General features: G+C 67.9%; 23 protein-coding genes. 16 read left to right on the forward strand and 7 right to left on the reverse strand.

All coding sequences use genetic code 11. The features are described 5' to 3' along the window. Positions 1-412 precede the first annotated feature (412 nt). The 11 genes from DL991_RS24400 (at position 413) to DL991_RS24450 (ending at position 10,329) form a co-directional block, all read left to right on the forward strand. Positions 413-1,207 carry an ABC transporter permease gene (locus DL991_RS24400; protein ID WP_037311541.1) on the forward strand — a complete coding sequence of 265 codons (795 nt, stop codon included), beginning with the start codon at positions 413-415 and terminating at the stop codon, positions 1,205-1,207. Then, complete coding sequence (locus DL991_RS24405) at positions 1,207-2,064, forward strand: ABC transporter permease (protein WP_125786654.1); 858 nt, start codon at positions 1,207-1,209, stop codon at positions 2,062-2,064. The genes DL991_RS24400 and DL991_RS24405 overlap by 1 nt, the downstream gene beginning before the upstream one ends. Beyond that, positions 2,061-3,326: an MCE family protein gene (locus DL991_RS24410; protein WP_125786655.1), complete on the forward strand. Its 1,266-nt coding sequence runs from the start codon at positions 2,061-2,063 to the stop codon at positions 3,324-3,326. The genes DL991_RS24405 and DL991_RS24410 overlap by 4 nt, the downstream gene beginning before the upstream one ends. Next, entirely contained in the window at positions 3,323-4,330 is a 1,008-nt protein-coding gene (locus tag DL991_RS24415; protein ID WP_125786656.1) for an MCE family protein, read from the forward strand. Before DL991_RS24410 ends, DL991_RS24415 begins: the two co-directional genes overlap by 4 nt. Next, complete coding sequence (locus DL991_RS24420; RefSeq protein WP_125786657.1) at positions 4,327-5,316, forward strand: MCE family protein; 990 nt, start codon at positions 4,327-4,329, stop codon at positions 5,314-5,316. The genes DL991_RS24415 and DL991_RS24420 overlap by 4 nt, the downstream gene beginning before the upstream one ends. After that, a complete protein-coding gene (locus DL991_RS24425) occupies positions 5,313-6,305 on the forward strand; it encodes an MCE family protein (RefSeq protein WP_125786658.1) in 993 nt (330 codons plus the stop codon). Before DL991_RS24420 ends, DL991_RS24425 begins: the two co-directional genes overlap by 4 nt. Further along, positions 6,305-7,360: an MCE family protein gene (locus DL991_RS24430; RefSeq protein WP_125786659.1), complete on the forward strand. Its 1,056-nt coding sequence runs from the start codon at positions 6,305-6,307 to the stop codon at positions 7,358-7,360. The genes DL991_RS24425 and DL991_RS24430 overlap by 1 nt, the downstream gene beginning before the upstream one ends. Continuing rightward, entirely contained in the window at positions 7,360-8,553 is a 1,194-nt protein-coding gene (locus tag DL991_RS24435; protein ID WP_125786660.1) for an MCE family protein, read from the forward strand. Before DL991_RS24430 ends, DL991_RS24435 begins: the two co-directional genes overlap by 1 nt. After that, complete coding sequence (locus DL991_RS24440) at positions 8,538-9,041, forward strand: hypothetical protein (protein WP_125786661.1); 504 nt, start codon at positions 8,538-8,540, stop codon at positions 9,039-9,041. The genes DL991_RS24435 and DL991_RS24440 overlap by 16 nt, the downstream gene beginning before the upstream one ends. Then, positions 9,038-9,610 carry a hypothetical protein gene (locus DL991_RS24445; RefSeq protein ID WP_125786662.1) on the forward strand — a complete coding sequence of 191 codons (573 nt, stop codon included), beginning with the start codon at positions 9,038-9,040 and terminating at the stop codon, positions 9,608-9,610. Before DL991_RS24440 ends, DL991_RS24445 begins: the two co-directional genes overlap by 4 nt. 62 nt (positions 9,611-9,672) lie before the next feature. Continuing rightward, positions 9,673-10,329, forward strand: a complete 657-nt coding sequence (locus DL991_RS24450) for a hypothetical protein (protein WP_125786663.1) — start codon at positions 9,673-9,675, stop codon at positions 10,327-10,329. A gap of 124 nt (positions 10,330-10,453) precedes the next feature. Here DL991_RS24450 and DL991_RS24455 read toward each other — a convergent pair whose 3' ends face one another. After that, the gene (locus tag DL991_RS24455) at positions 10,454-11,374 is read right to left on the reverse strand and encodes a hypothetical protein (protein WP_125786664.1); all 921 of its coding nucleotides are present in this window, start codon (positions 11,372-11,374) and stop codon (positions 10,454-10,456) included. 345 nt (positions 11,375-11,719) lie between these two features. Here DL991_RS24455 and DL991_RS24460 point away from each other — a divergent pair, with 345 nt between their 5' ends. From DL991_RS24460 to DL991_RS24470, 3 genes are all read left to right on the forward strand, one after another. After that, a complete protein-coding gene (locus DL991_RS24460) occupies positions 11,720-12,346 on the forward strand; it encodes a DUF6801 domain-containing protein (protein WP_125786665.1) in 627 nt (208 codons plus the stop codon). A gap of 70 nt (positions 12,347-12,416) precedes the next feature. Continuing rightward, the gene (locus DL991_RS24465) at positions 12,417-13,037 is read left to right on the forward strand and encodes a DUF6801 domain-containing protein (protein WP_125786666.1); all 621 of its coding nucleotides are present in this window, start codon (positions 12,417-12,419) and stop codon (positions 13,035-13,037) included. A gap of 16 nt (positions 13,038-13,053) precedes the next feature. Next, positions 13,054-14,412 carry a DUF6801 domain-containing protein gene (locus tag DL991_RS24470; RefSeq protein WP_125786667.1) on the forward strand — a complete coding sequence of 453 codons (1,359 nt, stop codon included), beginning with the start codon at positions 13,054-13,056 and terminating at the stop codon, positions 14,410-14,412. Between the two features lie 77 nt (positions 14,413-14,489). On the opposite strand, the gene DL991_RS24475 is transcribed toward DL991_RS24470, so the two are convergent. From DL991_RS24475 to DL991_RS24495, 5 genes are all read right to left on the reverse strand, one after another. Next, complete coding sequence (locus tag DL991_RS24475) at positions 14,490-15,773, reverse strand: CdaR family transcriptional regulator (protein ID WP_125786668.1); 1,284 nt, start codon at positions 15,771-15,773, stop codon at positions 14,490-14,492. A 220-nt stretch (positions 15,774-15,993) separates the two neighbouring features. Next, on the reverse strand, positions 15,994-16,788 hold the full coding sequence (locus DL991_RS24480) for an arginase family protein (protein WP_125786669.1): 795 nt from the start codon (positions 16,786-16,788) through the stop codon (positions 15,994-15,996). Positions 16,789-16,886: 98 nt separating this feature from the next. Next, positions 16,887-20,264 (reverse strand): pyruvate carboxylase, encoded by a 3,378-nt coding sequence (locus DL991_RS24485; RefSeq protein WP_125786670.1) that lies wholly within the window; start codon positions 20,262-20,264, stop codon positions 16,887-16,889. Between the two features lie 88 nt (positions 20,265-20,352). Beyond that, the gene (locus tag DL991_RS24490; RefSeq protein WP_125786947.1) at positions 20,353-21,252 is read right to left on the reverse strand and encodes a S8 family peptidase; all 900 of its coding nucleotides are present in this window, start codon (positions 21,250-21,252) and stop codon (positions 20,353-20,355) included. A 69-nt stretch (positions 21,253-21,321) separates the two neighbouring features. Beyond that, on the reverse strand, positions 21,322-22,482 hold the full coding sequence (locus tag DL991_RS24495) for an erythromycin esterase family protein (protein WP_125786671.1): 1,161 nt from the start codon (positions 22,480-22,482) through the stop codon (positions 21,322-21,324). 31 nt (positions 22,483-22,513) lie between these two features. Between DL991_RS24495 and DL991_RS24500 the strand changes: the two genes are divergently transcribed. Continuing rightward, positions 22,514-23,122: a TetR/AcrR family transcriptional regulator gene (locus DL991_RS24500; protein ID WP_125786672.1), complete on the forward strand. Its 609-nt coding sequence runs from the start codon at positions 22,514-22,516 to the stop codon at positions 23,120-23,122. A gap of 18 nt (positions 23,123-23,140) precedes the next feature. Then, entirely contained in the window at positions 23,141-23,449 is a 309-nt protein-coding gene (locus DL991_RS24505; protein ID WP_125786673.1) for a hypothetical protein, read from the forward strand. 251 nt (positions 23,450-23,700) lie between these two features. Here DL991_RS24505 and DL991_RS24510 read toward each other — a convergent pair whose 3' ends face one another. Then, positions 23,701-24,960, reverse strand: coding sequence for an HNH endonuclease signature motif containing protein (locus DL991_RS24510; protein ID WP_125786674.1), 1,260 nt, complete (start codon positions 24,958-24,960; stop codon positions 23,701-23,703). Positions 24,961-25,141 lie beyond the last annotated feature (181 nt).

The raw sequence follows: 25,141 nt of genomic DNA on the forward strand, positions 1-25,141 counted from the left end.
TTTTGCTATGAAGGAGTCCTTCATCGCAGCCGGAGGTCTGCCTGCGGCGAGCGCGTGAAGTGCCAGGGGCCCCGCTGGCGCGCGAGGCAGCACCGCGAGCCACTCAAGACCCGATCGAGAGCCACCCCGCGCCACGAATGGACCAACGCTCCGCCGAGCACGAAAGAACGGACAAGATCCCCGTTCGCCTTTGTCAAAAAAGAACAAGAATTCACCGGTTACCAGGACGTGACGTCTTGATCACACCGAAGTTCTTGTCACCAGGCAGGCACGTGATTAGCGTACCGACCAGTAGCAAACAGCACGGTAACACCCCGTTGACCCTATTCAACGATTCCGTTCCGCCATTCGGAGCAAAGGAATTGCGCAAGCTGGGGTGTATTCGCCGTGCCCGGAAAACTGGAGGGTCGGCGTGGGCGTCCGGACTAACGCACCCTCATTCCCCGGCGCGGGTGCGCTCCGGGAGACCGGCAGGCTCTACTCACTCGGTCTCGACGTCGTCCGCCTGACCTTCCGGCGGCCGTTCCAGGCCCGCGAGCTGATCCAGCAGTTCTGGTTCATCGCGAGTGTGTCGATCCTGCCGACGGCGCTGGTCGCGATCCCGTTCGGCGCGGTGATCGCGTTGCACATCGGTTCGCTGACCGCGCAGATCGGCGCGCAGTCCTTCACCGGCGCGGCCAGTGTGCTGGCGATCATCCAGCAGGCCAGCCCGATCGTGACGGCGTTGCTGATCGCGGGTGCCGGCGGGTCGGCGATGTGCGCGGACCTCGGGTCGCGCACGATCCGCGAGGAGATCGACGCGATGGAGGTGCTCGGGGTCTCCCCGATCCAGCGCCTGATCGTGCCGAGGGTGCTCGCCGCGATGGGGGTCGCCGCATTCCTCAATGGAATGGTCAGTGTGGTCGGCGTCCTCGGCGGCTATTTTTTCAACGTCATCATGCAGAACGGGACACCGGGTGCGTATCTGGCCAGTTTCTCCGCTCTCGCGCAACTTCCGGACCTCTGGATCAGCGAGATCAAGGCGGTCATCTTCGGTTTCGTCGCGGCGATCGTCGCCTCTTATCGCGGGCTCAATCCGAAAGGCGGCCCGAAAGGCGTCGGTGACGCGGTGAACCAATCCGTGGTGATCACGTTCCTGCTCCTGTTCCTGTTGAACCTCGTGCTGACGACGCTTTACCTGCAGCTCGTCCCGGCGAAGGGCAGCTGATGGCCACGATCACACCTCCCCCCAAACGCGCGGAACGGGTCCGCGAGGCCGTGGACCGCCGGTTCGGGTTCCTGGACACGCTCGGCGACCAGATCCTCTTCTTCCTCAAGGCGCTCGCCTGGGTGCCGCGCGCGGTACGCCGCTATCTCCGTGAGATCACCCGCCTGCTGGCCGAAGTCAGTTTCGGCAGCGGCGCGCTCGCGGTCATCGGCGGCACGATCGGCGTGATGATCGGGATGACCGTGTTCACCGGCACGGTCGTCGGGCTCCAGGGTTACTCGGCGCTCAACCAGGTCGGCACGTCGGCGTTCGCCGGGTTCGTCTCCGCGTATTTCAACACCCGCGAGATCGCGCCGCTCGTGGCCGGGCTGGCCCTGTCGGCCACCGTGGGCTGCGGCTTCACCGCCCAGCTCGGCGCGATGCGCATCTCCGAGGAGATCGACGCGCTGGAAGTGATGGGCATCCCCAGCGTCCCGTACCTGGTGACCACCCGGATCATCGCGGGGTTCCTCGCGGTCATCCCGTTGTACGCCATCGGCCTGCTGACCTCGTATCTCGCGTCACGCCAGATCACCGTCTGGTTCTACGGCCAGTCGGCGGGCACCTACGACCACTACTTTCTGCTGTTCCTGCCACCGGGCGACGTGCTCTGGTCGTTCGGCAAGGTCCTGGTGTTCAGTGTCGTGATCGTGCTCGCCCACTGCTATTACGGCTTCCGCGCGAGCGGCGGCCCGGCGGGCGTCGGCGTCGCCGTCGGACGCGGGGTGCGGACCGCGATCGTGGCGGTCAGCGTGCTGGACTTCTTCCTCAGCCTCGCGATCTGGGGCGCGACCACGACGGTGCAGGTGGCCGGATGAGCCGGCGCGGGCTGCGCAAGGCCGGGGTCAGGACCGCCGGGGTGCTGTTCCTCGTGGTGATGTCCGCCCTCGTGCTGCTGTCGATCAAGATCTACCGGAAGGATTTCGTCGAATCCGTGCCGGTGACCCTGCAGGCGGACCGGGTCGGCAACCAGTTGCGCACGGGCGGGCAGGTCAAGGCACGCGGCGTGGTGGTCGGCGAGATCCGCGACGTCCGCGCGACGCCGGGTGGCGCGGAGATCGACCTGGCCATGGAGCCCGGCAAGGTTTCGCAGCTGCCGAAGAACGTGTCCGCACTGCTCGTGCCGAAGACCCTGTTCGGCGAGCGGTACGTGCAACTGTCCATTCCGGACGGATCACCCGCCGGACCGTTGGGCGCGGGCGACGTGATCACCCAGGACCGCTCGGCCAACGCGATCGAACTAGAGCGGGTCTTCGACAATCTGTTGCCGCTGCTCAAGGCGGTGCAGCCGCAGAAGCTCGCCACCACGCTGACCACGGTCGCCACCGCGCTGGAAGGTCGCGGTGACCAGATCGGCGACACGCTCGCCACCGCGGCCGCCTATCTGAAGGACTTCAACCCGAACCTCCCGAAGCTGAACGACAACATCCGCGATCTGGCCACGGTCACGAAGCTGTACGGCGACATCGCGCCGGACGTGCTCGACGCGCTGAGCGCCTCGGCGGTCACCCTCGACACCGTCAAGGAGAAACGTGCCGAACTGGCGACGGTGTACCAGCAGGTGACGTCGTCTTCCCAGCACGTCACGACGTTCCTCCTCAACAACCGCGCCAACATCATCGCGCTCGCCGCCGACAGCAGGGCACCGTTGGAGGTCGGCGCGAAGTACTCGCCGAGTTTCGCCTGCACGCTGGACGCGCTCGCCAAGCTCAAGCCGCAGATGGACAAGGTGCTGGGCGCCGGCACGGACGAGCCCGGGCTGCACGCGGAGATCATCGTCAGCCAACCCCGCGGCAAGTACGTGCCGGGCAAGGACGATCCGGTCTACAACGCCACCGGCGAACCGCGCTGTTATCCGACGAACGGCCTGATGGGCCAAGGGATCGTGGCGACCGGTGAGAAGACCGCGGCGCTCCCTGGCGCGCAGGGCGACCTCGGCCTGGCGAACTCGCCGCAGGAACGGAACCTGATCTCCACTCTTGTCGCGCCCTCGATCGGTGTCCCGGCCGACCAGGTCCCCGCGTGGGGCAGCGTGCTCGTCGGGCCGCTCTACCGGGGTACGGAGGTGACCGTGCGATGAGGAACTTCGTGAGCCCGCTGATCAAGGGGCTGATCTTCATCGTCGTCACGACGCTGGCCACGGTGCTGCTGGCGGTGTCCATCACGAACACCGGCCTCGGCGACACCAAGACCTACAGCGCCAAATTCCTCGACGCGACGTCGCTGAACGTCGGCGACGACGTCCGGATCTCCGGGGTGCGGGTCGGTCAGATCGAGGAGCTCGAGATCGCCGACCACAGCCTGGCCCTCGTCCGGTTCTCCCTCGACTCGCAGCGCAGGCTGCCCGCCGACGTGAACGCGGTGATCAAGTACCGCAACATGGTCGGCCAGCGCTACATCGCACTCCAACGCGGCAAGGGCACCCGCGAGCTCCTGGAGCCCGGAGCGGAGATCCCGCTGGAGCGCACGACGCCCGCGCTGGATCTCACGGAACTGTTCAACGGCTTCAAACCGCTGTTCCAGGCCCTGTCCCCCAAGGACGTCAACCAGCTCTCCGGCGAGATCGTCCAGGTGCTGCAGGGCGAAGGCGGCACGGTGGAAAGCCTCTTGGCGCACACCGGTTCGCTGACCACCACGCTCGCCGGCCGCGACAAGGTGATCGGTGACGTGATCACGAACTTGGACACGGTACTGAAGAGCATCAACGGCAAGGGTGACGCACTGTCCACTTTGGTCTCCACGCTGAAGGAGCTGGTGTCCGGCCTCGCCGGTGACCGCACCGAGATCGGGGAGGCCGTCTCCGGGATCGCCGGCCTCACCACCGCCACTGCCGGTCTGCTCGAACAGGGCAGGAAACCGCTCAAGGACAGCATCGAGGGGCTCGGCCTGCTGGCCGGTCAGCTGACGACCGACGAGGCCAAGGCCGAAGTCGATCGTGTCCTGACCGTGCTCCCGGGGAAACTGAACGAACTGGGCCGGATCGGCTCCTACGGATCGTGGATGAACTTCTACCTGTGCTCGTCCGTCCTCCAGACCAAACCTCCGCGCGGGGTCCCGGCGACGGCGGAGAGGTGCACGGCGTGAAACCCTTCAAGGAGCGGAACCCGATCGTCATCGGTGTCGTCGGCAGCGTCATCGCCGCCGGGCTGCTGACCGCGACGCTCAACTACGAGGCCCTGCCGATCATCGGCTCGGGGACCACCTACCAGGCCGAATTCTCCGAAGCGGCGGGCTTGCAGGCCGACGACGAGGTCCGCATCGCCGGGATCAAGGTCGGCACGGTGAGCGACGTCCGGCTCGCCGAAGACCACGTGGTGGTCAGCTTCCGGGTCAAGGACGCCTGGGTCGGCGACAAGACCGCCGCCGAGATCAAGATCAAGACCCTGCTCGGCCGGAAGTTCCTTGCGCTGCGCCCGACCGGCGAGACGGTGCAGAACCCGAAGCAGGTCATCCCGCGCACCCGGACCGTGACGCCCTACGACGTCACCGAGGCGTTCAACGGGCTGGCCGACACCGCGGGCGCGATCGACACGGATCAGCTCGCTGAAAGCTTCACCACACTCAGCGACACGTTCAAGAACTCGCCCGAGCACATCAAGAAGGCGCTCGAAGGGCTGACGTCGCTGTCGAAGACCGTGTCCTCCAGGGACAACGAGCTCGCCAGCCTGCTGTCGAACGCGCACGGGCTCACCACGACACTCGCGAACTCGAACGACGACTTCGCCAAGCTCCTCTCGGACGGCAACCTGCTGCTGACCGAACTCGACAACCGGCGACAGGCGATCCACGACCTGCTGGCCGGCTCGCAGGAACTCGCCACCCAGCTTTCGGGCCTGGTGAAGGACAACAAGGACCAGCTCGGCGGCGCGCTCGCCCGGCTCGGAGAGGTGACCGACATCCTGCAGCGGCAGAACGACAATCTCGCCAAGAGCCTCGACCTCGCCGCGCCGTACTTCCGTGTGGTGAACAACTCGCTCGGCAACGGACGCTGGGTGGACAGCTACCTGTGCGGGCTCGTCCCGGAGAACCGGGACCCGTGCCTGCCGAAGATCCCGGGAGGTGGCCGGTGACCAGCCGCTTCGTCACCCTCGCGCTGGTACTCGCGCTGGCCGTCGTCGGCGGTCTCTGGTGGATCTTCTCCGGCAACGGGCTCGACCGCGTCACCGTGTACTTCTCGCGGGCCGTCGGTGTCTACAGTGGATCGGACGTGCGGGTGCTCGGCGTCCGGGTCGGTCAGGTCGAATCGGTGAATCCACGCGGGGAACAGGTCGAGGTCGTGCTGACCGTCGACGGGTCGACGCCGATCGCGGCCGACACCAACGTGCTGGTCGTGGCGCCGAGCGTGGTGGCCGACCGCTACGTCCAGTTCACCAAGCTGACCCGTGCGGGGAACCGGTTGGACGACGGCGCGGTGATCCCGGTGGAGCGCACCGGCACGCCGGTGGAACTCGACCAGCTCTACTCCAGCCTCGACACCCTCGCCAAGGCACTCGGCCCCAAGGGCGCGAACGCCGACGGCGCGCTTTCGGAACTGCTGCGCACCGGCGCGAAGAACCTGCAGGGCAACGGCAAGCCGTTCAACGAGTCGGTGCGCAACTTCGCCGACCTCGCGAGGACCTTGTCCGGCAACTCGCAGAACCTGTTCGCCACCGTCGACGAACTGCAGCGGTTCACGTCGATGCTGGCGACCAACGACCGGAACGTCAGCGAGGTCAACAAGCAGCTCGCTTCGGTGACCGGCACGTTGGCACAGAACAAGGACGAACTCGCCCGCGCGCTCAACGGCCTCGGCGGCGCGCTCGCGGAGATCCAGCAGTTCATCCGGGACAACCGCGCGCAGATCAAGTCCAATGTGGACAAGCTCGCGGTGACAACCGGGACGCTGGTCGACAAACGCGCCGCGCTGGCCGAAACCCTCGACACGATCCCGCTGGCGGTGACGAACGTGCTCGGCGCCGTCGACCCGAAGACCGGGAAGCTGCAGAGCCGCGGCAACATGCTCGAATACGCCCCGCTCCCGCTGCCGGTCGCCGGCGACACCTACACCGGGGGGCGCTGATGGCCACGAAACGGTCGATCGCCGTACTCGCCGCGTGCTGTGTCGCGCTCACCGCCTGTTCCTCCGATTTCAAGGGCGTCTACGACCTGCCGCTGCCCGGCGGCGCGGACATCGGCGACCACCCGTACCGGGTGACCGTGCAGTTCGCCGACGTCCTCGACCTGGTCCCGCAGGCCGCGGTGAAGGTGGGCGACGTGCCGGTCGGCCGGGTCGAGAAGATCCAGCTCGGCGAGGACGGCTGGACGGCCGAGACCGTCTTGGCCGTCAACGGTGACGTCCACCTGCCCGCCAACGCCATCGCGCGGCTGCGGCAGTCCAGCCTGCTCGGCGAGAAGTTCATCGAGCTCGCCCCGAGCGCGGCGAAGGCCGAAGGCAGGCTGGGCGACGGCGGGGTGATCCCGGTCGCGAGCACGAACCGCAACCCGGAGTTCGAAGAGGTCTTCGGCGCGCTGTCCCTGCTGCTCAACGGCGGCGGGATCGGCCAGTTACAGACCATCAACCGCGAGCTGTCGAAGGTGATGGACGGCAACGAGGAGGAGATCCGCTCCTTCCTGTCCACTGTGGAACAGCTGGTGTCCAATCTGGACTCCCATCGTTCGGAGATCACCTCGGCGCTCGACGGGCTCAACCAGCTCTCGGCGACCCTGGCCAACCGGAAGAAGCAGGTCGAAGGCGCGCTCACCGACCTCACCCCCGGTCTCCAGAGCCTTTCCGACCAGCGCACGCAGCTCGTGTCGATGCTGCAGGCGCTCGACCGGCTTTCCGGGGTCGGCGTCGACGTGATCAAGAAGAGCAGGGCCGACCTCGTCGCGGACCTGACCGCGCTCGCGCCGATCCTCAAGCGGCTGGCCGACGCCGGCGAGAACCTGCCCAAATCGCTGGAGATCCTGCCGACGTTCCCGTTCACCGACGCCGTCCGCGACGGGATCAAGGGCGACTACCTGAACGTCTACGCCTCGATGATCCCCGCACCGGGCGTCGAACTCCCGCCACCGGGCGAGGGTGTCCCGCCGGACCTCCCGACCTTGCCGCTGCCGTCCTCCGGAGGTAGCTGATGCTCACCGCCCGTATCCGGATCCAGGTGATCGCGTTCGTCGTCCTCGCGCTGGCGACGACGGCGTTCGTCGGCGCCAACTACGCGGGACTCGACCGGCTCTTCGGGGCGAGCGGGTACACCGTGAAGCTCTCGTTGACCGACGGCGGCGGCCTGTTCACCAACGGCGAGGTGACCTATCGCGGCGTCGCCGTCGGCCGGGTCGGCGAACTGCGGCTCACCGACGGCGGTATGGAAGCGGATCTCCTGATCGACGACGACGCGCCTCGGATTCCGGCGAACTCGCGGGCGGTCGTGGCGAACCGGTCCGCGGTCGGCGAGCAGTTCGTCGACCTGCAGCCGCGGACCGGCGACGGGCCGTTCCTCGCCGAAGGTTCGGTCATCCCGCGTGAGGCGACGAGTGTGCCGCTGCCGGTGCAGCATCTGCTGACCGACCTGGACTCGCTGACCGCGTCCGTGCCGACCGAGGATCTGCGGACCGTGGTCGACGAACTCGACAACGCCCTGCGCGGTTCCGGCGCGAACCTCCAGGTGCTGCTGGATTCCACCACCGACTTCACCAAACAGGCCGCCGATCACCTGCCGCAGACGGAGAGCCTGCTCACCGACGGCTCGACCGTGCTGAAGACGCAGGTCGACTCGTCACAGGCTTGGCGGCAGTTCAGCGGCAACGCCAAGCAGTTCGCCGAACAGCTGTCCCGTTCGGACGGTGATCTGCGACGGCTGATCACCACCGCGCCGGAAGCGGCGACCCAGCTCTCCGGACTGTTGCGGGACAACGAGCCGGGCCTGCCGATCCTGCTGGCGAACCTGCTCACCACGTCGCAGGTGTTCTCCGCGCGCACCGACGGCCTCCGCCAGCTGCTGATCAACACCCCGAAGGCGGTGTCGGCGGTCGACGCCTCCGTCGACGAGCAGTCCGGGAAGATCGAACTGGTACTGACCTTCTTCGACCCGATGCCCTGCACCAAGGGCTACGAAGGCACGAAGGTCCGCAGCAGCGCGGACCTCTCGCCGCTGCCGTTCAACACCGGTGCCGCGTGCACACTCGACAAGGGCGACCCGAGTTCGGTCCGCGGCTCGCAGAACGCGCCGAAGGGCGGCGTCCCGCCCGCCGCGATCCCCGGCGGCTTCGGCGCCGACGGCCAGCCGACGTCCACCAGCCTCGAGGAGATGTTGTGGCTGCGCAACTGAAGATCGCGATCGCCGTGTTCGCCGCGGCCTGCGCGTTCGCGGGATGGGCCGGGTACACCTGGTTCACCGCGACGGGTTCGACGGCGGTGGCCTACGGCAACTCGCGCGACGAAGCGCTGAGGAGCGGACGTGAACTCGTCGCCCGGCTGACCAGCCTCGATCACCATCGGGTCGACCAGGGCATCGCCGACTGGCTCGCCGCGTCCACCGGCCCGCTGCGCGATCAGCTGGGCAAGACCGACGACGCGACCAAGCAGACGCTCACCAAGGACGCGACGGTCTCGACGGGCAAGGTGCTGGACGCGGCCATCAGCGAACTGGACGACCACGCCGGAACGGCCAAGATGCTGGCTTCGGTGGAGATCACGATGGCGAAGGAAGGCGCGGCGCCGACGACGAAGCGCAACCGGTTCGCCGCCGGGCTGACCAGGACCGGCGAGGGCTGGAAGCTCAGCGCGCTCGACCAGCTCCCGGTGGGTGCGCGATGACCGCCACCGCCGACACCGACGCCGCTGTCGAACCCGAAGCCGAGGTCGTCACCGAGAAGCCGCCCCGCCGCTCGAAACCGCCGTTGATCCTGCTGGTCGCGGCGGCCGTGCTGGTGGCGGCGGGCGCGTGGTTCACGCTGGAGGCGAGGTCGATCTCGGCGGCGCCGTCGGCGGCCAACACCGCGCTCACCGACGTCGGCGCGACGGCCGAGGTGAACTCCGCGGTGACGGTGGCGCTCAACAAGATCTTCTCCTATTCCTACGACCGGACCGACGTCACCGAAAAGGCGGCCGCTTCGGCGCTGAGAGGTAAGGCGCTGGAGTCGTACAACCAGTTGTTCGCCCAAGTCCGGGAAAAGGCACCGGCACAGAAACTCGTCCTCACGACCCGCGTCTCCTCATCCGCCGTCCAGGAACTCGGCGGCGGTAAAGCGAGGCTGCTGGTATTTCTCGATCAAGCGGCGACAAGGGCCGACAACAATTCGTCGACGACGGCCGCGGCGCAGCTTTCGGTCACCGCTGAACGCGAAGGCGAGAACTGGGTCATCACCGACCTTGTCCCCCGATGACAAACCGGTCAGTCCCCCTTTCGTCCGCTTTGTAAAACAGGAGAGAAAACGAGGAGAATCCCATGTTCGGTCGAACGCGCCCGAAAACCGCTCGTCGCCGTCTCGGCACGGTCGTCGCGCTCACTTCCGCGATCGCCGTGGCGGGCAGTCTCGCCGCGTCCCCCGCCCTCGCGGACGACCCGGTGGAGATCCCGGTGTCCTACACCGTCACCGGGAAGACCACGGTCAAGAAGACCGGCGGCACCCTCGACCTCGGCCCCGGCCAGCTCGACGGTGCCCTCGTCATCGACGGTGACAACGTCGGCATCCGAGGCGACCTTTCCCTGCCGCCCTCGACGGCGAACATCTCGCTGGTCTCGGGGGTCTTCAAGATCAAGGCCCGCGTGCGGATCGAGCCGACCGGCCCGGTCACCGGCACCCTCGCCAACGGCGATCTGACCACCCATTCGCAGGCGAACATGCTGATCGACAACATCGTGGTCGGCCTGTTCTGGCCGGTCATCCCGCTCCCGACGGTGCCGAACGCCTGCAAGACCGTCAAGCCGCTGGACCTGACGCTGGTGTCGAAGAACGTCGACCTGTTCGCCCCGTCGATCCCGTCTTCGGGGACGTTCACCATCCCGGAGTTCAAGGACTGCTTCATCAACGACCTCGCGCTGGGGGCGTTGATCTCCGGTCCCGACAACACCATCAACCTGGACATGAAGTCCAACGTCTGAGGCTCAAGCCCGGTCTGTGAAGGCCTCCTTGAGGGACTCTGGGTCCCTCAAGGAGGCCTTCACAGACTCGGCCCCCAGCCACAACAGTGGTCGTGGGGATGTCGTGAAGGGCCATCCCCGCGTCTCAGCAGAACTGCGGCGCGGCAGGGTCGACCAGCGCGACGCCGGTGCCGTCACCTGCGGAAACGGCGTAGATCGGAGCGCAGACGCCCGAGAACTTCCACATGTCCATCGGCGGTTCCGAGCTGGTGTCCCGGCTCTCCTGTTTCAGGTTGCTGCCCCAGGCGAAAACGCTTCCGTCCGTCTTCAGCGCCACGTTGTGGTTGTAGCCGGCGTCGATGGCGACGACGTCCGATTGCGCCTCGGGCGGCACGGAAGCCTGGCCGTAGGTGTTGTCGCCCCAGGCGAGGACGCCGCCGTTCTTCAGCGCGATGCTGTGGCGGAACCCGCCCGAGATCGCCGTCACGCCGGAGGTCGCCGCCGCCGGGACGGTGATCTGGCCCTTCGAGTTGCCGCCCCACCCGATCACGCCGCCGTTCTTGAGCGCGAGGCCGTGGTCGACACCCGCCGAGATCGCGGTGACCCCCGAAGAGACCGTCGCGGGGACGGCGGTCCGCGAACCCCAGCTCAGCACGCTGCCGTTCGTCTTGAGCGCGAGGTTGAAGTAGGCGCTGGTGGAGATGGCCTTGACGCCAGAGGTGGCGGCGGCGGGCACGACGTTCTGGCCGTAGAAACCGTTGCCCCAGGCGATCACACCGCCGTTCTTGAGGGCCAGTTCGTGCGCCCAGCCCGCGGCGATCGCCGACACGCCGGACGTGGCCGCGGCCGGAACGGTGGCCTGGCCGTAGTTGTCGTTCCCCCAGGCGACCACGCCTCCGTCCTTCAGAGCCAGATGAGTGAGCCCGCCCGCGGAGACCGCGCTCGCGCCGAACGCCGAAGCGGGCACGGTGCCCTGCCCCTGCCCGTAGTCGTTGCTCCCCCACGGCCGCGGTTCGCCGGACGGCGCGGCGTCGGCGATACCGGAAAGGGAAACCGTGGCGATCATTACGGCTATCGTGGATGTCGTCACGCGCCGTGTCGTGGATCGTCGATTGACTGAAGCCATGCGGGAAATGTTAACCCGGTTCCGCCGATCGGCCCCGTCTTTGTCACCGGCGAACAAACTTCATAATCGCATTCAGCGCGGACTGACAAGAAAGAACGGTTTCCACCCCCACTTCGAAACCTGTCGACATGGATACTTGTTACGTACATAACTCGCGGGTAACCTCGGTTTACCCCACCACCGAGAAAGCCGCTCAAGTCGAGCATATTTGATCAGAAAAACTCGCCGAAAGGCGCATGGGGAAAGCCGTCCGAGACGTAAACTGGATCAAAGGAGATGACAGGTATGTCCCGCAGACTTGGCAAGTTGTCAGCCGGTGTCGCCACCACCGCCGTCGTGATGGGCGCCGTCGCCGTGCTCACCGCCGGTACGGCCGCCGCCCTCGCCCCCTACGCGACGGGCACTGTCGCGTACATGTGCAACTTTCCCGCCATCGGCCAGCAGCAGCTGGACGTGAAGGCCCAGTTCGACGGACCGGCTTCGGTCGCTTCGGGCGGCACCTTCACGCCGTCGAACATCTCGGGTACCGCGACGATCAGCGCCACCATCAACGCGCTGCTCAACAGCGCCAACTACGACGGTGTCCGCGGCAAGGTGAACATGCCGGTCACCGTCACCAACGCCACCCCCGCCTCGGCGACGGTGACGAACCTCGACGTCCCGACCCAGATCAACCCGTACGTGCCTGGGACGCGGACGTTCAACATCCTCCAGGACGCGGGCACCGGCGTTCCCACCTTCACCGCCGGCACGCCAGGCTCCGCGACGGCTTCCCTCGGCACCACGATCACCGCGCCGCTGGAGTTCCACAAGAAGGACGGTTCCTGGACCGCGTGGAGCTTCAACTGCACGGTGAAGAACACCAACCCGGCGCAGAACCGCGCGTTCAGCCCGGCCATCCCCATCACCTGATGAACCATCCGTGCGGGGCGGGGACGCCCGCCCCGCACGGTCTCCATCGCCGACCACGAGAGGAACCCTTATGGGACAGCAGGTCCGCCGGGCGGGCGCGGTCTCCGTCATCGTGCTCGGCGCGGCCTCCCTGCTCACCATCGGGCAGGCGTCGGCCGCCACCTCTCACACGACCGGGACCGTCACGTACCTGTGCGGCTTCCCGATGATCGGCCGGCAACCTCTCGACATCACGGCGAGGTTCGACAGCCCGGGCCCGGTGCCCGCGGGCGGCGCCTTCACACCGGCCGCGATCGCCGGCACCGCGACCTTCAGCGCCATCCACAACGCGACGATCTTCAGCGCCGCCAACTACGACGGCCTCCGCGGCAAGGTGAAAGCACCGGTGACCGCGACGAACGCCACCCCGGCTTCGGCGACCGTCACCGGGCTGGACCTGCCCGAGCAGATCACCCCGTACGTTCCCGGGCCGCGCACGGTCGGCTTCACCCAGGACGCGGCCACCGCCGTTCCCGTTTTCACCGCGGGTGCACCCGGCCAGGTGACCTTCGCGCTCGGCACCACGTTCGAACTCGAAGTCGAATTCCACAAGCGGGACAACACGTGGACCCCGTGGACACTCGGCTGTACGGTCGAAAACACCAACCCGGCACAGAACCGCGCGTTCGCCCCGGCGATCCCCGTCGTTTGACGCGAGAGGAAACCAGATGACGCAGCAGGTTCGCCGGACACTCGGGAGGCTTCCCGTACTGGCGGGCGTGATCCTGCTCGCGGGAGTGAACGGCGCCTTGGCCTCCTCCGCGGCGACCGATCCGGCGTCCCCGCCGAAAGCGCCCTTGCAGGGGGCTTCCCCCGCGCACCAGACCCTGGCGAACACCTGCGTCTTCCCGGATCCGGTCGGCGAACGTCCGGTCACCATGGACGTTCAGGCCACTCTGCCCAAGGTCGTCCAAACCGGAAAGCCGGTGCAGGTCAAGGATTTCTCCGTCACCTTCACCCTCGGCGAGGGAACGCTGGGCACGCTCACCGAGGTGGCGGGCGAGGCGAAGATCGAACTCACGGCCACGCGCGAGGACAAGAAGGCCCAGATCCCGGTGACCCTCGAGATCCCGGCGACCAAGGTGCCCGCCACCGGTGAGCTGAAGCTGGTCGCGACGGGCAAGGTTCCCGACATCATGGCGACCCGCCCCGGCGAACTCCGGCTCACCACGGGCGCGCCGTCCTTCGCGCTGACCGCGGCGCAGGCGGAGGCGCCGCGGAATCCGATCACCTGCAAGCAAGCGCCGGATCAGGACACCAAGCTGGGCAGCGTCACGATGCTCGAGATGGGCATCGCCAAACCGAAGCCCGGCAAACCCGGGCAGAAATCCGGCGCCGGAACGCACGCCACGAACGAAGACCCACCGCCGGACGCCGTGTTCCCCTTGCAGCCCTTCGAAGCGCAAGGCACGTCGTCGGTCAAGAAGCTCGGCGCCTTCGTCCGGCTGACCCCGTCGTTCATCTTCAACGCCTTCTACTACCTCTACCCGGCGCCTCCCCATCGCAGCACCGGCTCCACCGTCTTGCCGCCGAGCAAGATGACGATCCTCGGCTTCGGCTTCGTCCCGATCAACGGGACGATGGAGCTTCTGCCCGCCGACTACAAAACGGGCAACACCGTCATCGACGTCGAGACCATGCTGCACGGGGACACCACGACGACGGCCACCTTGCGGCTCGAACTGTTCGGGAAACTGAAGGATCTCACCATCAACGGTGTCCCACTCGACGTCGGCGACAAGTGCATGACCAGCGAACCGATCCTGCTGAACCTGCGCGGGCCGAACTGGAACGCGTTCACCGGCGGCGTGCTGCGGACCGATCCGAACGACCCGGAACCCGCCTACCAGGGCTTCACCCTGCCCAAGTTCTCCGGCTGCGGGGTCAAGGAGAACCTCGACTCCCTGCTGAGCGGCATGGGGTCGGGGCCGGACAACCAGGCGTGTATCGGGGTCAACCAGGTGGGCTTGCCCTGGGAAGCGGAACGCAAATGCCCGAACACGGACCCGCCGGTGGGACGCCGCTGACCGCTTCCGAGAGTGTCATGAAAGGGTCGTTCAGGACGTTTTTCGTCCTGAACGACCCTTTCATGACATCCAGGTGCCTAAGACCCGCTCGGCGTCCACTGTGGACTCTTGCGCGGCGACGGCAGCACCTCCGGCAGCGCGAACCCCGCTGACGCCGAAGAAGGACTGACACCGGCCCGCAGTGCGAGTTCCATCTCGAACCGCGCCCCCGGGTCGCGCAGGTGCTCGCCGAAGGTCGCCTGCAACTGCCGCATGCGGTACCGGACGGTCTGCGGGTGCACCTGGAGGCGCTCGGCGATGTCGACGACGTTGCCCTGACTGTCGAGCCAGGCGCGAAGGGTTTCGAGCAGCCGTTCCTGCTGTTTCCCGGTCATCTCGGCGAGCGGGGCGAACAGACGGTCACGCAGACGGCAGGTGAGCGCCGCGTCGGCGTTCACGAGCAGGGTGGCGAGGTGGTCTTCGGCGCGGATCACCCGGCGCGCCTGGATGATGCCGCGTTCGGAGAGGTGCAGGGCGTCGCGCGCCCAGCGGAGGGAATCGGCGACGGAGTCCAGCGGACGGCACGGGCCGATCGACAGCCGGTAGTCCGGCAGCGCGGCCTGCAAGGTGGCCAGGCGGGCGCCGGAGATCTCGCCGGGGACGAGCAGACGCGGCTCGGCGGAGTCGAGTTCGGCGAGGACGTCCGAATCGACGACGTTGTGCCGCCGGGGTCTGGCGTTGTCGCCGAGCGGGTGCAGCACCACCGGCGTCGCTCGCTCGGGCACCGTCCAGCCGGTCAGCTGCGCGAGTTCCGCGATCGCCTTCGACGGCGCCGGCGGCGTTTCCAGCACCAGGTGCAGCAGTTTGCGGCGCCACGTGTCCAGTGCCCCCGCGGTGCGCGCCTTCGCTTCGAGGTACCCGTCCAGCGCGACCGACGCGAGTTCGTCCATGAACGCGAGCATCGCGTCGGCCAGTTGCGACATCACCGCGGACGAAAGCCCGCTGCGGCGGCCGACGCGCATGATGCGCCGCCACGAGACGCGGGCGCCGACCCGGTACGCCGACTGGAGGGTGTCGAGGCTGCGGCCTTCCCGCATCTCGTTCTGCCCGAGCCGATGGTGGACCTCGTGCGACTGTTCCTTGGAGACGCTCGGATCCGCGATCTGCGCGACGAACAACGTGATCGCGTATTCGACGCCTGCCCGGATGGACTTGCCGTAGGGCCCGTCGAGCGGGCGCGCGTACGCGGGGATGGTCGCCCGGATCTCGTCGACGATCTCGTTGGCGAGACTGCCCAGTTCCGGTCGCAAAATGTCGGCGAGCTTACGCGGCAGTGCTGCGGGAGGCTGCGCAGCGTGTTCGATTCCGCGCTCCACCGACATCGCAGCTCCTTTGCTCCGCCCAGCGTCCTGACATCCCACGATCGTCGTGAGGTGACAACGAACACATCGCACGGTCGCTTGTTAATGTGTCACCTCTCGCAGAGGAAACCGATTTCTTGTCATCATCGTGACAAAATCACGGGTCATCCCTGAATTTTGATGACAAGTGCCCGGCAAACGCCTCGCGCGGTACGTACGAACGGCCGATGAATACGGAGCGTCACTGTTTTCCGGTGAGCAATTCCCCGAGTACTTCGAGCACGGGCTCCAGCACGCGGACCTCGGTGCCGACGCATTCGGTGATTCCCGCGCCGACGACTTCGAAGCCGCTCAGCCCGCGAAGCATCGCCACCAGACGCTCGATCGTCAAGCCACCCGGCTCCGGATAGTTCAGCCCGTCGAACTCCGCCGGGTCGAGCACGTCGAGGTCGAGATGGACGTAGACCTTGTCCGCACCTGCCAGGCCGGCGGCGGCGTCGGCCGTCTCGACGACGAGTCCGCGATCGACCACGGCCCGCTCGGCGTCGTCGAAAGCCCTCGTCCCGGCGAGGACGACGCGTCCGGGTTCGACCGGCGGATTCGCGGCGAACTCCGGGTCGCCCTCGCCGAGCAGCGACCGCAGCACCATGCCGTGGAACGCGCCGGACGGTGACGTCTCCGCGGTGTTGAGGTCGGAATGCGCGTCGAACCAGGCGACGCCGAGCCCCGGTCCGAAGCGGTAGCGCGCGACCCCGATCGGGATCAGCTCGACGCCGCAGTCCCCGCCGATGGTGAGCACCGGCCCGCCCGGCGCCTCCAGCGCGGCGAGCTGTGCGGCGCGGTTCGCGCCGGTGAGCACCGCGCGGTTGGCGATGCCGTCGACCACGGGCGAGGTCTCGCGGGTCTGCCGGATGTGGTGCACCGGCGCGCCCAGCACGTGGCCCGCCAGCTCGGCGAGCGCGACGCAGCCTTCGGGCAACTCGGGCGCACGCTCGGTCAAAGCGCCCTGGAACTGGGGTACGGCGTTGATCAGCACCCGGTCCAGGCTAGCGGCGGCCGCAAGTCCGTGAAGGCCTCCTTGAGGGACTCTGGGTCCCTCAAGGAGGCCTTCACGGACCGGTGCGGGCTCTCAGCTCACTCCAGGACGAGCAGGAGGTCCCCGCCTTCCACCTGCTGGACGGCGTTGATCGCGCGCCGCGACACCTTGCCGCCGGTCGACGCCGTGATCGACGCCTCCATCTTCATCGCCTCGATGGTCGCGACCGTCGCACCGGCCTCGACCTCGTCGCCCTCGGACACCTGCAGCGTGACCACGCCCGCGAACGGCGCGGCGATCTGCTTCGGGTCGCCCTTGGCGGCCTTCTCAGTCGCCGGGATGTCCGACGCGATCGAGGTGTCGCGCACCTGGATCGGCCGCAGCTGGCCGTTGAGCGTGGACATCACCGTGCGCAGCCCGCGTTCGTCGGCCTCGCCGATGGCCTCCAGCTCGATCAGCAGCCGGACACCCTGTTCGAGGTCGACCGAGTACTCCTCGCCGGGGCGCAGGCCGTAGAAGAAGTCCTTGGACGGCAGGACCGAGGTGTCACCGTACTGCTCGCGGTGCGCCTCGAAGTCCTTCGTGGGCCCGGGGAACAGCAGCCGGTTCAGCGTCGCGCGCCGGTTCTCGGCCAGCCCCTTGTGGTCCTCTTCGGACAGTTCCTGCACCGGCTTCGGCTGCGCGCGGCCTTCGAGGGCCTTGGTGCGGAACGGTTCCGGCCAGCCGCCGGGCGGGTCGCCCAGTTCGCCGCGCAGGAAGCCGATCACCGAGTCGGGGATGTCGAACTTGTTCGGCTCCGCCTCGAAATCCGACGGCGAGACACCCGCGCCGACGAGGTGCAGCGCGAGGTCACCGACCACTTTGGACGAAGGCGTGACCTTGACCAGGTGCCCGAGGATCTTGTCCGCGGCCGCGTACATCGCCTCGATGTCCTCGAACCGCTCGCCGAGACCGAGCGAGATCGCCTGCGTGCGCAGGTTCGACAGCTGACCGCCCGGGATCTCGTGGTGGTACACCCGCCCGGTCGGCGACGAGAGCCCCGCCTCGAACGGCGCGTAGATCTTGCGCACGCTCTCCCAGTACGGCTCCAGGTCGCCGATGGCCTGCAGATCCAGCCCGGTCGGCCGGTCCGAGTGGTCGGTGGCGGCGACGAGCGCCGAAAGCGACGGCTGCGACGTCGTGCCCGCCATGGACGCGACGGCACCGTCGACGGCGTCCGCGCCCGCCTGGATCGCGGCCAGGTACGTCGCCAGCTGACCACCCGCGGTGTCATGCGTGTGGATATGCACCGGGAGGTCGAACTCCTTGCGCAGCGCGGAAACCAGCCGTGCCGCCGCCGGCGCCCGCAGCAGGCCCGCCATGTCCTTGATGGCAAGGACGTGCGCCCCCGCGCCGACGATCTGCTCCGCCAGCTTGAGGTAGTAGTCCAGCGTGTACAGCTTCTCCGACGGGTCCGACAGATCCGAGGTGTAGCAGAGCGCCACCTCGGCGACCGCGGATCCGGTCTCGCGGACGGCTTCGATCGCCGGGCGCATCTGCTCGACGTCGTTGAGCGCGTCGAAGATCCGGAAGATGTCGATGCCGGTGGCCGTCGCCTCCTCGACGAAGGCGTGGGTCACCTCGGTGGGGTACGGCGTGTAGCCGACGGTGTTGCGGCCGCGCAGCAGCATCTGCAGGCAGATGTTCGGCACCGCTTCCCGCAGCTTCGCCAGCCGCTCCCACGGATCCTCCGCCAGGAACCTCAGCGCGACGTCGTAGGTCGCGCCGCCCCAGCATTCCAGCGAGAGCAGCTGCGGCGTGGTCCGCGCGACGACCGGCGCGACGGCGAGCAGGTCCTTCGTCCGCACGCGGGTGGCGAGCAGCGATTGGTGCGCGTCACGGAAGGTGGTGTCGGTGACGCCGATGGTCGGCGACTCCCGCAGCCAGCGGGCGAAGCCTTCCGGGCCGAGCTCGGTGAGCTTCTGCTTCGAGCCGGGCGCCGGTTCGAGGCCCTTGGGCAGCTTCGGCAGTTTGACCTGCGGGTCGAGGGTGCGCGGACGCTCGCCGTGCGGTTTGTTGACCGTCTTGTCGGCGAGGTAGGTCAGCAGCCTGGTCCCGCGGTCGGCCGAATGGCGCGCGGTGAGCAGATGCGGGCGCTCCTCGATGAACGACGTCGTGACGCGGCCTTCGCGGAAGTCCGGGTCGTCGAGTACGGCCTGCAGGAACGGGATGTTCGTGGCCACACCGCGGATCCGGAACTCGGCGACGGCGCGGCGGGCGCGGCCGACGGCGGTCTTGAAGTCGCGGCCGCGGCAGCTGAGCTTCACCAGCAGCGAGTCGAAGTGCGCGCTGATCTCGGTGCCGGCGAACGCCGTCCCGCCGTCGAGGCGGATGCCGGAGCCACCGGGCGAGCGGTACGCGCTGATCATCCCGGTGTCGGGGCGGAAGCCGTTGGCGGGATCCTCGGTGGTGATGCGGCACTGCAGGGCGGCACCACGCAGGTACACCCTGTCCTGCGACAGCCCGAGGTCGTCGAGGGTCTCGCCGGAGGCGATGCGCAGCTGCGACTGGACGAGGTCGACGTCGGTGACCTCCTCGGTCACCGTGTGCTCGACCTGGATGCGCGGGTTCATCTCGATGAAGACGTGGTTGCCGTCCTTGTCGAGCAGGAACTCGACGGTGCCGGCGTTGCGGTAGCCGATCTGGCGGGCGAACTTCACCGCGTCGGCGCAGATCCGGTCGCGCAGTTCGGACGGCAGGTTCGGCGCCGGGGCCAGCTCGATGACCTTCTGGTGGCGCCGCTGCACCGAGCAGTCGCGCTCGTAGAGGTGGATCACGTTGCCCTCGCCGTCGGCGAGGATCTGGACCTCGATGTGGCGCGGCTCGACGACGGCCTTCTCGATGAACACCGTCGGGTCGCCGAAGGCCGACTCGGCCTCGCGCGCGGCGGCCTCGATCGACTCGCGCAGCTGCGCGGGGTCCTGGACGCGGCGCATACCGCGTCCACCACCACCGGCGACGGCCTTGACGAAGACCGGGAAGCCGATCTCCTCGGCCGCGGCGACCAGCGCGTCGATGTCGGAGGACGGTTCGGAGGAGCCCAGCACCGGCACGCCCGCCTCGCGCGCGGCCTTGACCGCGCGGGCCTTGTTGCCGGTCAGCTCGAGGATGTCCGCGCTCGGCCCGACGAAGGTGATGCCTTCGTCCTCGCACGCGCGCGCGAGGTCCGGGTTCTCGGAGAGGAAGCCGTAGCCGGGGTAAACGGCGTCCGCGCCCGCCTTCTTGGCGGCCGCGACGATCTCCTCGACCGACAGATAGGCCCGCACCGGGTGACCGGGTTCGCCGATCTCATAGGCCTCGTCGGCCTTCAGCCGGTGGAGCGAATTGCGGTCTTCGTGCGGGAACACAGCCACCGTGCCCGCGCCGAGCTCGAATCCGGCGCGGAACGCGCGGATGGCGATCTCACCCCGGTTGGCGACCAGTACCTTGCGGAACATGCCGGTCCTTCCCATCATCGGATCGGTAGGTGAGGCACGTTACCTGCTCGGTCCCGCAGGGCGGGAGTTGTCGTCCAGGTGATGGACGTCATCCCTGTTTGAGTTGCGCGCCGGGGCTCTGCGACACCCGGTTCGCGGTGCCTTCGTGGACACCGGTCAGCACGTCGACCGCGGCGAGGTCCACGAGTGCCTTCGCGACGTCCGGCGCGGAGGCCGCAGGATGCAGGGACCGGTACAGCGCGGCCACCCCGGCGACGTGCGCGGCGGCCGACGACGTGCCGCTGAGCATCCTGCCGCCGCTGCCCCCGGCGTTGGGTCCCGGCACGTCCACCCCTGGTGCGAACAGGTCGACGACCTCGCCGTAGTTCGACGTCGACCCGACCTGGTCACTCGCGTCGATCGAGCCGACGGTGAGCGCCTCGGTGACCCGGCCGGGCGAGAACTTCCCCGCGTCGGTGGCCTCGCCGCCCGCCGGGAGGGCGATCGGGACGACCGCCGCGAGCGCGCGGACGGCGGCGTCGAGCTGGTCGTTGGCCGTGCCGCCGATGCCGAGGACGGCGACGGCGGGCTGCTGTGCATTCTGCGTCACCCAGTCGATCCCGGCGATGATCTTGTCCGTCGCGCCGCCGCCCTGTGCGTCGATCACCCGGACCGGGACGATCTGCGCACCTTTCGCGACGCCGAAGGTCCTCGACGCGGCGACACCGGCCAGGTACGTGCCGTGACCGTTGGTGTCGGCGGTGTCCGTGCCGCCGTTGAGGAAGTCCTTACCGGGCTTCACCCGGCCGCCGAAGTCCGGATGCGCCGCGTCGACCCCGCTGTCGATCACGTAGACCGTGACGTCCTTGGCGTCGGTCTCGTAGTGGTAGAGCTGGTCGAGGCCCGTTCGCTGGTCGATCCGGTCCAGTCCCCAGTTCGGCGGGTTCTGCTGGACTTCCGTCGCGGAGGCGGGCTGCGCCACGAAGACCAGGAGCGCGAGCGCGGCCATGACCCGTACCAGTCGAATGATCATGCCTTGGCTCTACGCCTGTACCCCGGGGGCGGCAACCCCGGAGTGTCACCCGTTCGGCTTGTGTTGCGCGATGTGGCCGCTGACCGTCGACTTCGGGAAGCAGACCAGCGCGTCGAAGGCGTCGACGACGTCGACGGGGTTGAACAGATGCGCGTGCCGGATGCTCCGCGGCCCCGCGGTTCCGCGTCGCGAGCGAAGATCCACCAGCCCGGGGCCTTCGGCTTCGACGCTGCCTTCCGCCGGTGCGTCCAGTTCCTGGCGGTACACGGTGAACCCGAGTCGCGCGGCCGGATCCGGCTTGAGGCCGGTGGTCTCGCCCTCGACCGCGGTGAGGCCCAGTGCGAAGTAGTCGTCGCCGAACTCGGCTGCCAGATGCGTGCCGGCCGAAGGCGAAGTGAGGCCGGGGAACGGCGAGAACGGCACGCGCTGGAGGTGTCCGTTGTGGAGCATCACGACGATCTTCGTGTCGTCGCCGTGCAGCCGCCGGATCAACCGGACGGTCTCCGCCATGTACGCGTCGCGCGAACCACTCTGCAGGGCGGGCGCGTCGCCGGACATCATCGCGGCGACCTCGGCGAGGTAGGCGTCGACACGCAATGCGCCTTCGACGTGGTGCTCCGCGACGGCGGTGTCCCCGTAGACGGGACGCAACGAGGTGAGGTGCGTCTTGAGCCGGGTGAGCGCCGCGGTCGCCTTGTCCTTGGCCGCGTCGTCGAGCGCGGCGTACTTGGCGGGCGCCTCCGCACTGCTGACCGACGCGTATCCCTTGGTCGCCTCGATCGCCGCGTCGACCAGGCCCGTGGCCGCCTCGTCCACAGTGGACAGATAGGCGCGGACCGCGTCGAGCGACGGCACCGGGGAGCCCGCGGAACTCGGCACGTCGAGGCCGTAGTAGCGGACGTCGCCCCGTTCGCGGAGCCACGCCAGCATCTCGTGCGCCTCGGGCGACTCCCCGAGCGAGAACGTGAAGCCGTCGCGGCCGATGTCCGCGACGTCACCCGGGGCGCCGTTGAGCCAGTCCTCGACGAGCTTGCCCTCGGCGAAGCCGGATTCGAAGGCCACCACCCGGAAGCCGTGCTGCTCGACGAGGTGCTGGAGCAAACGCTTGCGCAGGTCGCCGAACTCGTGGATGTGGTGGTTGTTCTCACCGATGGCGACGAGCTTCGCGTCCCCGATGAGTTCGGCGATCTTCGCTGGGTCTGACATACTGGCCACACTAACGCAACAGGAGTAGCAATTGGCAACCTCCGGTACCCAACGGCCCGGCGGCCGGACGGAACGCACCCGCCAGGCCGTCCTGCACGCCACCCTCGACCTGCTGGCCGAACGCGGTTTCGGCGAACTGACCGTGGACGCGGTCGCCGAACGGTCCGGCGTGCACAAGACCACGGTGTACCGGCGCTGGTCCTCGCCGGACGGCCTCGTCGCCGCCGCGCTCCAGATGGGCGCCGAGGACGACTGGACCGCGCCCGACACCGGGTCGCTCGAGAACGATCTGTACGAGGTGGCGGCGGAGGTCGTGCGGTACTTCACCGAGCCCTCGCTGAAGGAACTGCCCACGGCGTCGGTGCTGGCGGCGTTCCAGTCGCCACCGGCGGCCGAGGCACTGCACGACTTCTACGCCGACCGCCACGTACGCATGGCGCCGATCGCGGAGCGGGCAGTCGCGCGGGGCGAGATCCCTTCCGGTACGGACGGGGACGAACTGGTGCGGGCGGTGTGCGGGCCGATGTTCTACCGGCTGTTCCTGTCGCGGGAGAGTGTCACGGTGGCGGAGGCGCGGGTCGCGGCGCGGGCGGTGGCTGTCGCGGCGCGTGAGGGCGCTTTCGTGCGTTCACGCGATTAGTCATGTGGGCAACCTGCCGTGTCGGGCGGGCGTATTTCGGGCATGACCAGGGATGAGCGGCCGCGGCCGATGAACCGCAGGCAACGGCAAGCCGCGCGGGAAGCCGAACCCCCTCAGAACAGGACCGCGGTCCACGCCGCCATGATCGTTCTTGGCTCCTTCGCCGCGGTGATCTTCGTCGCGGTCGGAATCGCGGGCCTGGCAGAGGTCTCGGAAGCGGCGAACCGGGAGGAAGCGCTCGAAACGGTGTTCTACTGCTTCGTCCTCGCGGCCCTCGGCGTGGGGTTTGCCTTCGATGGACTCAGAAGGCGCAAGAAGCGCGGTTGAGCCTTGGGGCACGTGGTTGGAGCGGGACGGAACCGCTTCGGCGGGGGCTTTCTGCTGGATCCGGACGTCGTTCCGGAAATCTCGGTGGCACCGGCAGTCGCAATTTGAGCGCGTGAAGGGGTCCTTTCCTCGGCTAGCCGAGGAAAGGGGGCCTTCACGCGCTCCCGGGTACGTGAAGGGGTCCTTTATGTACTTCATCCGGTGGGCATGGCGAGGGGCCCGTCGCCGGTGTGGCTGGCGGGCTCCTCGGGTCAGACGTGGGCGTGGTGGAGGGTGTTGCGCCGGGGTTTTCGTAACGGGTCCAGGTATTGGGGTGGGATGAACTCGGGTAACCCGTCGGCTGCCATGTGGACTTGCCAGTCGCCGTGGTGGATCAGCCGGTGGTGGAATCCGCACAGCAGCACGAGGTTTCGTAGGTCGGTCGGGCCTCCGTCTGCCCAGTGGTGAATGTGGTGGGCGTGGCAGTTCTTGGGCCGCCGATGACACCCGGGGAACGCGCAGCCGCCATCCCGGATGTTCAACGCACGCCGCTGGCCGGGAGTGACGAACCGTCGCAGCCGCCCCACATCGAGTGGTTCCCCGGCCGCACTCATCACGACCGGCAACATGAGGCAGTCGCAGGCCGCGAGCCGGGCTTCGCGGGCGGTCATCGTCCCGACAAAGTCCAGGCAGGCGGTGCCGAGGCCGGATTTGAGTGCGTCGAGTCCGATCGTGACATGCAGCAGGGTGCGGTAGCCGCTGGTGCCTGGTTGGTCCGGGCAGGCGATCGCGAGGTCGAGGATGTCGACCCAGGCGTCTCCCATGCGTTCGCATTTCATCCGCAGATCGGCTTGGCCGAACTCGTCCACCGGCCGCGGTTGCGCATACGCCTCCAAAGCCGCCGCGGTGCGGGCACCCGTCTCATCATCGAGAAGACCGGTCAGCTTCCAGTAACCGTCCTTGCGGCGCTCCAAGGTGATTTCCCGGCGCGGCTGAGCAGGTTCGGGATCCTTTGGCTCATTGCCGTCGGGATCGAGCCAGGCGAGCAGGTTCGCCTCGGCGTCCACCAGCTGCCGGGGACCCGCGTCGCGGGCGAGAGTGGCGAGGATCTTCTCCGCACTCGCCCGATCCTCAACAGAAGTCTCGGCCGGAAGCTTTTTCAAGATCTCCAGGATCTGATCGATCCGCTCATCCCCGACCAAACCCTCCGCAGCCACCGCGGCGGTAGCGGGCGCGACAGCAGGAACTTCGGTCCCGTCCAAAGCGCGGGTCGGGTTCAACGCGATCGCGCGATTCACCACCGCACGCGCCTCACCCACCGACAACCCCGCCACATCAGCGAACCAGTTCGCCGTACGGCCATAGCCATACAAGTCTTTGACGCCCCGAGACTCGACCTCCGCCAAATACCGCCCCAACCCGGCGGTAGCCATCCTGATCACCTGCAACGACTGCTGCACACCATGGGCAAGCTCCAGCTTGCCGGCGCGCCACAGTTCTTGCGGCAATTCGGGAAGGAAAGTCTCGGACACCCCACAATAATACCGCAAAACAATCGAACAAGCGTTCGTAATTTTAAGCAACAATGAAATCGAACGAACAACACTGAAGAGTGAGCGAGCTCGAACCACGAGCCCAGAGCGGAAGGAATGAGGACAGTTTTACCGTCAGCACCAACGACTCCAGGCCCCACACTGGCATCTCCATGTCAAG

The organism is Amycolatopsis sp. WAC 01375 (assembly GCF_003947325.1).
Taxonomy (GTDB): domain Bacteria; phylum Actinomycetota; class Actinomycetes; order Mycobacteriales; family Pseudonocardiaceae; genus Amycolatopsis.